Below are 13,402 nucleotides of genomic sequence, written 5' to 3'. Positions count from 1 at the left end.
TGCGATAAACCGGCTTGAGGCCGGATTCATCCTTTGACGGCGCCGATCGTGATGCCCTGGATGAAGTACTTTTGCACGAATGGATACAGCAGCACGATCGGTCCGGTCGCGACGACGGTCATGGCCAGCTTGAACGATTCCTTCGGCGCGTCGACGACGAACGAGCCCTGCTGCGCCACCGACGAGTTGGCGAACGCGATGCTGCTTAGAATTTTATAGAGAAAATATTGCAGCGGATATAAATGGTCCTTGTTGATGAACAGGGTGGCAAGATACCAGTCGTTCCAATAGTGGAGCGCGATGAACAGTCCGATCGTCGCGAGCGCGGGCTTGCTGAGCGGCAGGATAATCGACGCGAAGATCCGGAAGTCCCCGGCGCCGTCGATCTTGGCCGACTCGCTGATCGCGTCGGGAATCGTCGAGCTAATGAACGCTCTCATGATGATGATATAGAACACGTTGAGCAAGGAAGGCACGATCAAGGCGAGCACCGAATCTTTCCAGCCCAGGTACTTGACGATCAGGATGTACCAGGGCACCAGGCCGCCGGAGAACAGCGTCGTGAAGAAAAAGTAGAAAGCGAACGCGTTGCGCATGGCAAAATCCTTGCGCTGAAGGACGTAAGCCGTCATCGTCGTCAGCAGCAGCGCGGCCAGCGTGCCTACCGCTGTGACGAGCAACGTGATCTCGTAGGCGCCGATGATCTGCTTCGGATTTTTGAAGATGAGCGCATACGCTTCTAATGAAAAAGCGCTCGGGAAGAGGCTGTAGCCGTTTTTCACGATATGGGACTCCTCCGTTAAGGAGCCGGCCGCGATCATGAGAAACGGAATCAGGCACAAGGCCGCGAACAACGAGATGAAGACATAGCCGATGATCTGAAACGAATACATTTCTATCCGTGCTTTTTTTTTCATGAAGCCCTCCGTCCGTCCGTTGCTGGGGACAATCGATTTCCTGATTCCATACTAGAAGAGCGGCGGGGGGCCTGTATACTTCACAAATCGACGAAAAGGCTCTACTTTTTTGCGAATCCGAACTATACAAATCCGACTTGCTTTACACTTTTCGCATCTTTACTGAATTTGAATCTGCATTTTCGGTATAATAGCGAGCCCAAAACACCCGATTAAGGCTAGGTTTCCGGTGAATTCCGCGCGGAAAACCGGTTGGAGTCGTAGCGTAAACACGAAGACCTAGCGGCAGCAAAACGCCGTTAGGTCTTCGTGTTTCAATCTATACAAATTACATCTTTCCGTATACTTTTCGTACATCGACTTACATGAAATGGATGCATTCGTTACAATGCGATTATCCTCAGCGATATACCCACTCTTCTTTTCTGGCGTTTTCGATCGCCTACCCGTTCTAGCTTCTTCCATACCGATCACGAAATCCGAGTATCCCGCCAACCTGCCGCTTGCTCGCACTGCGAGGAAGGTCTGTACGGTTGGCTTGATATAGATATCCTTCGAACGAATGTTCGAAAAGGCAGGTGATCGCTCTCCTTACATGCAATAGCAGCTTGAACTTGCATCCGAATGGCCGTGAAAACGTCAGCGCAGGTTGAGTTCCTTGCACGTACCATTTTTGGAGGAGTGATTTCATGTTATCAGTATTTAAAGCGTCGACATTCAAAATCGTGTTGTTTGCCTTTCTGACCCTCGTTATGTCGGTCGGCTCCTTTGCCTTCCCACAGGCCCGGGTTGCGTCCGCCAGCGGAACCGTGTACTACTTCTCCAGCTCGACCGGCAGTGATTCGAATTCAGGTACCATCGACCAGCCCAAAAAAACGATTAATGCGGCGATCAGCCTGATCGCCCCCGGAGTAACCATTCTATTCAAACGAGGAGATGTCTGGGAAGGCAGCCTTGATCTTAGAAATAAATCGGGGAGCAGCGCTTCGCCCATCACGATCGGTGCGTACGGTGCCGGAGCCGCCCCGATCATCACCACCCTGACCCGACTTGACGACAATTGGGTTAACGATGGCGGCAACCGTTGGAAACATGCGATAAACTTCTCCACTGCGTTGCGCCTGTTCGTTAACGGCGTATCCAAATACAAGGTGAATACGACGAATACGAGCGCCAACGAAGCCAACGTTGACCAATCCTACGAATGGTACATCAAATCCGGCTGGGTATACGTCGGTTCCACGACGGGCGCACCGAAGAACGTGGAGCTTATTCGCGACAGCAAATCCACCGTTAATATGAAAAACACAAACTACGTAACCATTCAGAACCTGGATATTAAGGGCGGAATCGTCGATATCGACGCGCCAAGCTCCCATATCACGATCGATAATAATACGATTCGGCAAATGGTTCAAACCGGGGTTCGGGTATGGAAAAACGATGCCTACAATAAAGCGGACCCTACTCCAACCGAATGGAATCAATACGTGTCCGACATTACGATTACGAACAATGTGATCGACAAGGTATGGACGACGTATGAAAACGATCCCGCTATCAAATTGAACGGAGAAGGCATCTATCTCCTCGATGCGGTGCAGGGGGGACTCATTCGCGGAAATAAAGTCGTCAATTTCGGGCACGGCGGCATTTCGCTGGAGACGGGTACTGCATCTGCAACCTCAAGCACGCACGGCGTTCATAACGTGATCGTCGAATTAAATGACGTTTCGGCAGGCGAGTCCGGCTACATGCATGCCTTCGGCGTGATCGGGTTACCTGGAAAAACGACCAATAACATAATCAGGCGCAACTATTTTCATGATTTCACAAGCGTAAGTCATGCTGGAGGAAGCAACAACCAAATTTACAGCAACCTTTTCGTCGGGGTTCCGTTAACCACGCAATCTACGCAAAAACAGCAGCCTTATGCGCTCGATATCGCTCCCTGGCCAGTGAACGAAAAAGGGAGTACGGTAAACAAAATCCCTTTGGAAGCTCGTGATTTGTATATCGTAAACAATACGTTTCTCAATACGGACCAGTTTTCCATTCAAGTGACTGACTACAATGCCGCACCCAGCAATGTGACGAATAATGTGATCGCCAATAACATATTCGGGCAATACGGCTACAACGGAGACGTGAATGCGCAGGTGGCGCTCGATGTTACGCCCAAAGTGACTGGGACACTGCATGTGAATAACAACGCGTTCTGGGATTCCAGTACAGTGGTCGCTCGCTTCAAGGATCCGGCAAACGCCGCTCACTATACCGTCGCGGAGTTGAATACGTGCCCTAATACGACTCCGGACACATGCAATGCAAACACGGAAGGCGACCCGCTATTCGTGGACTTTGCGAACCGGGATTTCCGATTGAGCGCGAATTCGCCCATCAAGGCCTCGGGAACGAATGCATATGCATCTGCACTAGGCAGCGGCTTCGTTGATTACTACGGCTATCCGTGGGACCCCACAAACCCGAGCATCGGCGCGATCCAATACGGGGCGGCTCCATCTCTTCTCTCAGCTGGCCTTACGCCAACGTACAGCAGCAGTTCCGTTCTCTACGAGAGCTCGCCATCTCGACTGACGGATGGCAGTACGACGGACTACGTTGGAGTAGGCGGAATCAATGAGAGTGTCTATGCGCAGATCGATTTGGGAGTGCTTTATGAGGTCAGCAAAGTGAAGATGTGGCACTTTTTCTCCGATGGAAGAACGTACAGGGACGTCATCGTCCAACTCTCGCAAACAGCGGATTTCAGCAGTTACGTGACGACCGTATTCAATAACGACAAGGACAACAGTGCCGGCCAAGGTTATGGCGTCAACGCCGTATATGCGGAAAGCGGCAGTGGGAAAACCGTCAACTTTCAGCCGGTATTGGCTAGATACGCGAGGTATTGGATAGGCGGGAACTCGGCAGACCCTTACAATCAATTTGTCGAGTTGCAGGCCTACGGCACGACGCCATGAGCGGAGCCCAGCTCAGCTCCGCGCCTTTTAAAGGATGTGCAGGGATACGGAATATGTAGACAATCGGCGGTAAATCGGTTGTCGCCAGTCCTAAACTTGTATCACCGCGAAATCGTCTCTGGGCCAAAGGAACACCGTCAATGTAGCGAATTACGATACAGGTACTGACATGAAGGTCCGGCACCAGAGCTTCCGGTGCCGGATCGCTTGTATGTTATTCTCAACTGTTGTTCGTAAAGGAGGATTATACGAATTGCATTCGCGCTACACTTTTTGCACCTTCCCTTACTTGTCGCCGCGTTATTCATTATAATAATGAGCACATAACCCGCCCGACGAAGGAGCCTGGACTTCCGATGAACCCCGCCGAGGCACGCACCTCCAACAAGCTTTACGCCAAGATCTTTCTTTCGTTTTGCGTGTGCATCGTCCTCACAATCGCGACGTTGTCTTTCGCGCTGTATACGAGCTTCGAGAAGATCGCCTTATCCAACATCTATGCCTCGGAGAAGAGCAGCCTGGCCCAGACGAGCTACGGCGCCAAGTCGATGATCGACTACTCGACCAACTATGCGCTGCAGATCTATGCCGATCCCCAGTTGGACAAGCTGCTTCATTATGCGTCCCCAGGCACCGTCATGGAGACGAACAACGCGCTTAACCGGCTGAAGACCTATTTGAACGTGAACTACTCCTTCCATTCGATCTACATTTATAGTAAAAACTCGAAAACGTTCTACACCGCCTCCATGTCTTCCGCCAACGCGGTGCAAGCTTATCAGGACTTTTACGATGGAGACGCGAAGAGACTGGTCGAGCGGTTCGGCGATTACAAGCGGCTCGCCCCGATTCCGCGAATCCTACCCGTCCCGACGCCCTTTCAGGACCCGAAGACGGCCAACGTCTATACGTTCGTCTTCTACGATCTGCAGGGCGCGTCCCGCGATATCGATAATATGGTCATGTTGAACGTGCCCGAGAGTTGGATGAAGGACACGATCGCGAGCCTCGACCGCAACCAGAACGGATCGACGTTCGTCGTCGACGGCAAGGGCACGCTCGTGACCAGCACCGAGTCGTATCCCTTTCTTAAAAACTTGAGCGGCAAGCCGTATGTCCGGAAAGCGCTGAACGGCTCCGCGGAGCGCGAGACAGGCTACTTCGTGGGCGAAGTGGAGGGGGCCCGCTCGCTCGTCGTCTATTCCAAGCACGAGGCCACCGGCTGGATTTTCATGCGCGTGCTCCCCTACGACACGATCATGGGGAAAATCGACGCGATGAAAAAGACCGTGTTGATCGTCTGCTTCATCATCCTACTGTTAGGACTGAGCGTATCCTTCTTCTTGTCCAGATCGCTCTACAAGCCGATCGAGAGAGTGCTCGCCAAGCTGAACGCGCTCGTGAAAGAGAAGCGCAACAACGATTACCAGCTCAAGCAGAACTTCATGCGCCAGCTTCTGCGTCACGGCGGACACCGATGGCGGCCGAACCTTGAATCGGAAATGAAGGCGCTCGATATTGCGCTGGACCCTGCCGGCGACTTCGTCGTCGTCTTGTTCGAGATCGACCGGTTCGACGCGTTCGCCGGCCAGTATCCGTTCAACGACCGGGTGCTCCTGAAGTACGGCGTCATGAATATCGTCTCCGAGTGCTTCGCCGCGATGGGCGGCGCCCGCGAGTGCGTCGATATGGACGAGAAGACGATCGCCGTCCTCGTGAACGGCGGCGCGCTGGCCGAGCCGTCGATCCACGAAGCCGTCAGGCGCGTTCAGGATGCGACCGAGCGATATTTACGCCTGTCGTTGTCCGCGTCCGTCAGCCGGATCGGCGACGGTCTCGCGGAGGTGTCCGACTTGTACGAGGAGGCGCACCTGCAATGGGAGTTCAAGTTCACCGAAGGCTATCGCTGCTTGCTGCACGGCCGCCGGCATCGGCCGCAGGCGACCGCGGCCTTCATCTATCCGGCCACGCTCGAGCACAATATGCTGGAGACGCTTAAGCTGGGCAAAGCCGAAGAAGCCAGGAGGCGGTTCGACGAGATCGTCCGCTGCGTCGATCCGCCCGTTTATCTCGTTTACAACATGCTGTTCAACCAGCTTGCCTTCTCGATCAGCTCGGCGACGGCTTATATGGACAAGGGCTCCGGCGCGGCGGCCGACTACGACTTCGGCGCCTTCGTCCAGCGGATGCACCAGCTGGAGACGCTGCAGGATGTCCGCGATCACTTCGGCGAGCTGATCGATCAGCTGTGCCAGGGCTTCCGGGAAAAGAAAAACAATGCGAAGCACGATAACTTGATCGCCTCGATCGACGACATCATCCGGCAGCAGTATGCCGACCGGGAGCTGTCGCTGTACAAGATCGCGGAGATGCTCGATATGTCTCCCGCGTATCTCGGCCGTATTTTCAAAAAGCTCACGTTGAAGTCGGTGCCGGATTATTTGAACGAGTATCGCGTGGAGCGGGCCAAGGAGCTGCTCGTCGCCACGCCGCACTCGATCGAGGAGATCTCGCAGAGGACGGGGTACAACAACAGCACGTACTTTTACAAGGTGTTCAAGAAATATACCGGGCTGACGCCGGCGGAGTATCGGCAGACGGGGAGCTGAGGCGGGGCGGGAGATCGTCATGCGAGGGCGGAAAAAGCAAGACCTCGCGCATGGCGCAAAAGTGCAGGATAGACAAGCAGGAATAGACAAGAATTCTTGCATCGTGCAAAAGTGCAGGATAGGCAGCCAACAAGCGGGTTTTACCGTGTCTATCGCGCAAATCTGCATGATGCATCCCGGCAAATGGCCATTTTTTGCAAATATTAAGCGCTGAATGATGCACTTTTGCTTGATAGCCCCCCGATGAACGCGCCGCTGTTGCGGGATCATGCACAATTGCGCGATACAAATCGGGACGAAAGCAAAGACAAACGCAGTCATTGTCCCCGCCGGTTGAGAGAAGGGACAGCAACTGCGCCGTGATCGCTATAAGAACGAATGGATGCCGCGCAGTCGCACCATGCCGAGCAGCTGCCCGACGGTCAACTCTGCTTCGGGCTCGAAGTGATCGCCGAGGGCATAGTCCAGCAGCTCGCCGAACAGATAGGCGGATTCGGGTCGCTTGAAGTCGGCCGGCGTCCGCCAAGCCAGCGTGGACACGAGCAGGCGGCCCGCTCCGACGCGCGCCTCGAAGACGGCGGCGAGGCGCTTGGCGCGGTTGAAGTTGTCCACGATCTCGACGATCGGACTAATGCCCGGCGCCGCGTCCAGGCAGATGGCCGGCGTGCCGTTCAGCAGATGGTACCACTGCCAGTCCGAACGGCCGTCGTGCGGGAAGCCGCCGAGCGCCGGATGGTCCCGTACGATCGCGCCCATCGTGCCGCCCGCCTGCTCGGAGAACATGAGATAGTTCCAGAACACGGGCAGGTACTTGGTCATGACGGCGTCGTACAGCTCGGATTCGCCGGGGAGCAGCAGCACGCGGCCGCCCGCGACGAGGTACTGGAGCACGTTGGTCGTGAGACGCTCGACGATCGCGAGGCGGACGCCGCGCCGCACGGGATCGAGGCGGGGATCGAAGCGCGCGTTCGGCTCGTGGATCGCGCCGTACAACACGGATTTAAGGGCGGGCGCGCTGGTCCATATCGCCTCGGTATCGCCGTACGCGACCCGGGGAAACGCCCAGAACGACCAGGCATTGCGGATCTTCGCCGCGTCCGTCGCCGTGCCGAGGTCTGCCCACCGCGCCTCGAGCACAAGCTCGGCGGCCTCGGCGTCCGCGCCGCATCCGACCTGAACGACGCCGGCCTCGGTCACTTCCCCGGCGTTTAGACCTGCCACGGCCAGTTCCCCTTCCGCAAGCGTTCGCCCGCCAGAGGACAACCGCCATGCTACGCGTCCTTCCAGTACGGGCGCCTCGCCGTAATGGGAGACGGACAATCGGACGGATATGCGCTCGCCGGCGAAAAGCGTACGCGTGGCGCAGGACATCAGCAGTACCGTAGGGCCGTTGAAATCCAGCACGCGCGCCGGCTCGATCGTCCCCTTGCTGTCCCAGAACGCGTCTAGCAGCCCCGTCGTCGCATGGCCTTGTCCGGGAAAGTCGCGAATGTCCAGCAGCTGCACGCCCGCCGCGTCCGGCGTCCGGCGCGCCCGCTCCATCGCTTCCTTGAGCGCCCGAGCCTGATGGGTGCCGGTCGCTTCAATGAACGCGGGCACGCGCGACGCCAATCCTTTCTCCGCCAACGTCTCTTCGATCGTCTCCAGCCAAGTCGGACGCAGGACGCCTGTGTACTTGGCCTTCTCCTCGGGGCGCGCGTACATCGCGAACTGCGCATGCTCGTGCCCGATAACCGGCTTGGCGCTGAGCCTGGCGACGGCGGAAAAGTCGCGTTCCGTGGCGGGCATCGCGATCTCCTCGGTCTTGAGCGGCGCGTGCCAGTTGAACGACGGGATGAAGAAGTCGCCCTCGCGGTCCTGCTCCGGCAGTTGCCCGAAGCCGGTGTTGTCCGTGGCGAGCCGCGTCGGATCGAGCTCGCGGGCGAGCCGGACAAGCTCGTTCAAGCGCGGGTGGCCGTTGTCTTCGACGAGCTCGTTGCCCATCGCGAACAGGACAAAGGACGGATGCGCGTTCAACTGCGCGTAAATGCGCCTGAGCTCCGCTTCGAGGAAGGCGTCGACGTCGGCGGGCGGCTCGGCCCCGCGCGGTTGATAGTGCGCCGACCAATGCGGCAGCTCGGCCTGTACGAGCATGCCTGCCTCGTCGGCCGCTTCCCAGAACGGCTTCGGGGCCGTCCACCCATGCAGCCGGATATGATTAAAGCCGTACGACTTCGCAATGCGGAATTGACGCTCGTAATGCGCTTTGTCCCAGACGGGATACCCGGTCAGGGGGAAGATGCAGCAGTCGACGTAGCCGCGCAGCCAGACGGGATGCCCGTTCAGCAGCAGACGCTTGCCTTCGGCTGCGAGTCGCCGCAGGCCAGGGCGCCTTGTCGTCCGGTCCAGAGTCTCGCCGTCGCGGACAAGCGCGAATTCGGCGTCGTACAGCTGCGGCCGGACGTCGCTCCACAGCGCGGGCGCTTCGCCTAGCACGCAGGCGAGCTCCGCGAGGAAGGGCGCCGCGGCGGAATCGCGCGATCCGCTCGCGTTGTCTTCGTCACCCGGCACGGCGTTAGCCGCGTCGGCCGGGACGAACGCCGCGGTCGCGATGAACGTCTCGCCGTCCGGCGCGCGGAACGTCGCGACGACGGCGTCGCCCGGCGCGAGCTCGCCGCGAGCCGTCACCCGGCAGCGAAAGAGGCCGGCCGCCGGATCGGGCTCGATGGCGATGCGCGCGATCCGCGCGGGGGCAAGCCGCGCGAGCCGCACGCCGCCCGTGATGCCGCCCCAGGCCGTGGCCGTATGGCGCGTATGAATATGGCTGTCCGCGAGCGGCAGCCGCATCCGGTTGTCCACGCGGACGGTCAGCTCGTTCGCGCTATTTCGGACAAGGCCCTCCAACAGGTGTACGTGAGGCGCGGACAGGCTGTCTTGCCTGCCCGCATACGCGCCGTTGACCCATACCTCCGTCGTCCAGCGCGCGCCAGCGATCCTCAGCGCCCAGGCTGCCTCGGACAATCGATCCGCGCCGCCTTCCGCTGCGCTCGCTGCGTCGGCCCGGTCGCCGGCAACGGCACCCGTTCCGCGACCGCCTTCCGTCGCCGTCCCGGTCCAGTCCGCTGACTCCCCGTCCCCGACGCGAAACGTCGTCCGATACCACGCCGCGCCCTCGTACTCGCGGACCTTGGTCCAAGTATCGATCTGGCCGAACGGCGGCTCGTCCCCATAACCCTGCTCCTCCCAGGAGCCGGGTACCTGAATCGTGCCTTCGCCGAAGGCGTCGTCCGGCGGCGCATCCGCATACCGATCGTCCGGATCGAGCAGGAACCGCCATTCTCCGTCCAGCCGCATCTGTCTGTCGTTCATCCGCATCGTCGCAACACTCCGTTCTACTAAGTAACTTTATGTAACCTTCGCGCACTTCCAGCGTTCCGAAGTCTGTGTCGCGGAGTCGATCAATGGTTTTAAGCGCAATTTAGCAGTTATCCGCGGCAAGAAGAGGCCGTCCGGCGCGAATAACTGCATGAATGCAGTTATTCAAGTCGCCGACCAGCCTCAACATGCGGCGTGCTACCACCGTACGATCGAGCAGTCTCCACGCGAGCAACGCTGCAACGTTTGTCGCGGCAGACGCCTGCCCTAACCCTTGACCGCCCCCGCGGTCAATCCCTTCATAAACGTCTTCGACCCCAGCACGAACAGGATCAGCACCGGCACGGTCGTCAGCGTCAGCGCGAGCATCCGCGCCGCGTAGTCGGTGCGGTGGACGATGCCGAGGTTCGAGATGAAGATCGGCAGCGTGTACCATTCCGACTTGTTGATCGTCACGAGCGGGAGCAGGTAGTTGTTCCACGACCACAGGAAGACGAGCGTGGCGAGCGTCGCGAGACCCGGCTTCATGATCGGCAGCACGATCCGGGCGAAGATGCCCGGCTCCGAGCATCCGTCGATGCGCGCGCACTCCAGCAAGTCGTTGGGGATCGAATCGCGGATGAACTGGACCATGAAGAACGCGCCGAACGGAAACGCCGCCCACACGAGGATGACCGGCCACAGCGTATTGCCTACGCCGAGGTTGCGCATTTCGATGATGTAGCCGATCAGGCCGACCTGCGTAGGCACCATCATGGTCAGGACGACGAACGTCTGCAGCGCCTTCCGTCCGCGGAATTCGAACTTCGCGAGCGCGTAGCCGATCAGCGTGCTCGTCAGCGTTGCCAGGACGACGGAGACGACCGACACGATCAGGCTGTTGAGGTAGACGCCCATGAAGTCGGCGGACATGACCGTCTTGAGATTGTGGGCCAGATAGTTTCCGGGCAGGATCGGGATGCCCTTGAACAGGTCCTCGTTGTAGTGCGTGCCCATGACGATCATGATGTAAAACGGAAACAGGGACAGCGCCGAGATGACGATGAGACAGATCCACATGAGCGTTTTTGCCGTTTTTGCCGCGTTCATCGCTTGTCCTCCTTCGGCGCCGTCAGCCGGTAGCTCAAGATCGAGAAGAATACGATGATGACGAACAGCGAGTAGGCGATCGAGGAGGCGTACCCGAAACGCGTATTGGAAATGAACGATTCGTCCACGAATTTCCAAATGACGGTAAGCGCCGTGTTGTCCGGTCCGCCGACCTGCGCGGAGCCCGACCAGCCGCCGTACAGCAGCTTCGGCTCGTCGAACAGCTGCAGCCCGCCGATGACCGAGGTAACGACGAGGAATACGGTGATGTTGCGCAGCAGCGGCATCGTGATCTTGCGGAATGTGTGCAGGCCCGTCGAACCGTCCATTTTGGCCGCTTCGTACACGTCCTGCGGAATGACCGTCATGCCGGCCATGAAGATGATCATGAAGTAGCCGAGATTGCGCCAGATGACCATCAAGGCGATGATCGCGCGCGAGCCCCAAGGGTCCTGCAGCCAGTAGAAGCCTTCCTGCAGCCAGCCGAACTTCGTCAGCAGCAGGTTGACGAGCCCGGTCTGCCAGTCGAACAGGTAGGAGAAGATGAAGCCGATCGCGACGGGCGTCGTGATGTACGGCAGCACGTTGATCGTCTGGAACAGGCGCTTGCCCCGCGTCAGCTGGAACGTCCAGTACGCGAGCACGAGGCCGAGGATCAGCGTGAGGGGGATGAACATGACCATCATGATCAGCGTGTTCCACAGCGACTTGATGAACAAGGGGTCGTTCGTCCACAGCTGGACGTAGTTTTTGAAGCCGATATACGTTTTCTCGCTAATGCCGTTCCAGTCATGCAGGCTCAGCACGAAGGAGTAGAGGACCGGGTACAGTTGAAAAGCCGCATAAGCCAGCACAAACGGCAGCGCGAAAAGATAGGGCCACAAATGTGGCCCCCATCTGCGTTTGCGGGATGCGGCGGAGGTGGCGGCGGCCGGTGCGAGGCTTTGCTCCGCGTTCACGTTCATCCCTCTATTCTGTAGGTTACTTGACGGTCGCGTCCGACGCTTTGTTTTTGGTCTCTGAAATGAATTTCTGCAGCGCGGCGTCCGCGGTGACCGACGTATCCTTCGTCCAGAGCGGGTACAGCGCGTTGAACACGCCGTCCACGACCGAGTCGTACTTCGACTGCGGCTCGCCCTTCATGTCGGGCACGATTTTCTCCATGAAGTACTTCGCCAGGTTCTGGCCGCCGAAGAATTCGTCGTACGGTCCCGGCGCTTCGATCAGGTCCTTATGCGTCTCATAGAACGACTTGGAGCCGGTCATGTTGCCGAATGTCTTGAAGTTGTAGGCGGAGCCTTCATCGGACAGGTACGCATACTGCACGAACGCCCAGGCCGCTTCCTTGTTTTTGCTGTCTTTGTAAATGCCGACGGCGGTGCCGCCGCGGGTGAAGCCGCCCTCCGGCGCCTTGACGAGACCCCAGCGTCCTTTGCCTTCCGGATCGTTGGCCGAGATGTGCCACTTCGGTCCCCACGGGGCCATCGGATAGAACATGAACTCGCCCTTGGCCATCGAGGCCGACCAGGCCGGCGTCCACAGCTCGTTTTTGCCCAGGATGCCGGCGTCGCGCATCTCGAACAGGCGAGTCAGCGGCTCCTTGACCTTGGCAGTCAGATCGACTTCGGTGCCATTCACGTACGATGCGAAGTTCTGGCCCTTCAGCGCGATGAACGCGTCGCCGAGGCCGGGCATCATGAGCACCTTGCCGCCGCTCTTGTCCTTCAGCTCCTTGCCCTTGGCGACGAAGTCGTCCCAGGTGGAGATGAGCTTCTCCAGCTCGGCGGGATCGTCGGTGCCCCAGTATTCCTTGGCGAGGTCGCGGCGATACGCGAAGCCGGCCGGCGTGATCGCCTGGTCGACCGCGATGACTTCGCCCTTGCCGTTCGAGATGTACGGGACGGTGAAATCAAGCACCGAGCTCTTGTCGAAGTTGTAAGGCGCGCCTTCGAGGTTGTCGAGCACGCCGAGATCGAACAGCTTGCCGCGGTAGGCGGATTCGCCGAGGATGACGTCCGGCACGTCCGAGCCGGAGGCGATGCCGCTTTGCAGCTTCTGCAGGTAGTCGTTCGGGTTAACGACGGTAACCTCGACCTTGATGTTCGGGTAGGTTTTGTTAAACTCGGCGATCATGCCTTTCTGGAACGCTTCGTCCCAATCCCACACCTTGACCGTGCCGCTAAGCTGCGTCGGGTCGGCGCTGGCCGCGGGCGCGGAGGACGAGGCGCCTGCGCTGCTTGCCGCGGGAGACGAAGCGGACGGCGATGCGCCGTTGTTTTCGTTGCCGTTGCCGCCGCAGGCCGCGAGCGCGCCGGAGAGCAGGAGCAGCGAGAGCGCGCCGGCTGTACGGCTTTTCGTGAGCAAGTGATTCACTTTGGATGGACCCCCTATAGAACTTCGTTGTAAGTGCTTGCATGAATATCGTAACCCGGGGGAGCCTGTCCGGATA

General features: G+C 58.6%; 7 protein-coding genes. 2 read left to right on the top strand and 5 right to left on the bottom strand.

Annotated features, from left to right (window positions below; translation table 11 throughout):
* Positions 1–26: 26 nt before the first annotated feature.
* A complete protein-coding gene (locus tag BM235_RS26510) occupies positions 27–917 on the bottom strand; it encodes a carbohydrate ABC transporter permease (RefSeq protein ID WP_090117257.1) in 891 nt (296 codons plus the stop codon).
* Positions 918–1,606: 689 nt separating this feature from the next.
* Here BM235_RS26510 and BM235_RS26505 point away from each other — a divergent pair.
* Positions 1,607–3,901, top strand: coding sequence for a right-handed parallel beta-helix repeat-containing protein (locus tag BM235_RS26505; RefSeq protein WP_090117256.1), 2,295 nt, complete (start codon positions 1,607–1,609; stop codon positions 3,899–3,901).
* 356 nt (positions 3,902–4,257) lie between these two features.
* Positions 4,258–6,510 (top strand): helix-turn-helix domain-containing protein, encoded by a 2,253-nt coding sequence (locus tag BM235_RS26500; protein WP_090117255.1) that lies wholly within the window; start codon positions 4,258–4,260, stop codon positions 6,508–6,510.
* A gap of 366 nt (positions 6,511–6,876) precedes the next feature.
* On the opposite strand, the gene BM235_RS26490 is transcribed toward BM235_RS26500, so the two are convergent.
* The 4 genes from BM235_RS26490 to BM235_RS26475 form a co-directional block, all read right to left on the bottom strand.
* A complete protein-coding gene (locus tag BM235_RS26490) occupies positions 6,877–9,864 on the bottom strand; it encodes a glycoside hydrolase family 2 TIM barrel-domain containing protein (RefSeq protein WP_090117253.1) in 2,988 nt (995 codons plus the stop codon).
* Positions 9,865–10,131: 267 nt separating this feature from the next.
* The gene (locus tag BM235_RS26485) at positions 10,132–10,953 is read right to left on the bottom strand and encodes a carbohydrate ABC transporter permease (RefSeq protein ID WP_090117252.1); all 822 of its coding nucleotides are present in this window, start codon (positions 10,951–10,953) and stop codon (positions 10,132–10,134) included.
* Positions 10,950–11,912: a carbohydrate ABC transporter permease gene (locus BM235_RS26480; protein WP_255374613.1), complete on the bottom strand. Its 963-nt coding sequence runs from the start codon at positions 11,910–11,912 to the stop codon at positions 10,950–10,952. Before BM235_RS26480 ends, BM235_RS26485 begins: the two co-directional genes overlap by 4 nt.
* 22 nt (positions 11,913–11,934) lie before the next feature.
* The gene (locus tag BM235_RS26475; RefSeq protein WP_255374612.1) at positions 11,935–13,326 is read right to left on the bottom strand and encodes an extracellular solute-binding protein; all 1,392 of its coding nucleotides are present in this window, start codon (positions 13,324–13,326) and stop codon (positions 11,935–11,937) included.
* Positions 13,327–13,402 lie beyond the last annotated feature (76 nt).

The sequence above is a fragment of the Cohnella sp. OV330 genome (genome assembly GCF_900112065.1).
Taxonomy (GTDB): Bacteria; Bacillota; Bacilli; order Paenibacillales; family Paenibacillaceae; genus Cohnella.
Note: the sequence above shows the minus strand (reverse complement) of the source record. Positions and strands in the feature narration are given on the sequence as shown.

What these genes read in the sequence shown, in the direction of transcription:
- BM235_RS26510 (WP_090117257.1), bottom strand. Translation starts at nt 917, where the DNA reads ATGAAAAAAAAAGCACGGATAGAAATGTATTCGTTTCAGATCATCGGC.
- BM235_RS26505 (WP_090117256.1), top strand. Translation starts at nt 1,607, where the DNA reads ATGTTATCAGTATTTAAAGCGTCGACATTCAAAATCGTGTTGTTTGCC.
- BM235_RS26500 (WP_090117255.1), top strand. Translation starts at nt 4,258, where the DNA reads ATGAACCCCGCCGAGGCACGCACCTCCAACAAGCTTTACGCCAAGATC.
- BM235_RS26490 (WP_090117253.1), bottom strand. Translation starts at nt 9,864, where the DNA reads ATGCGGATGAACGACAGACAGATGCGGCTGGACGGAGAATGGCGGTTC.
- BM235_RS26485 (WP_090117252.1), bottom strand. Translation starts at nt 10,953, where the DNA reads ATGAACGCGGCAAAAACGGCAAAAACGCTCATGTGGATCTGTCTCATC.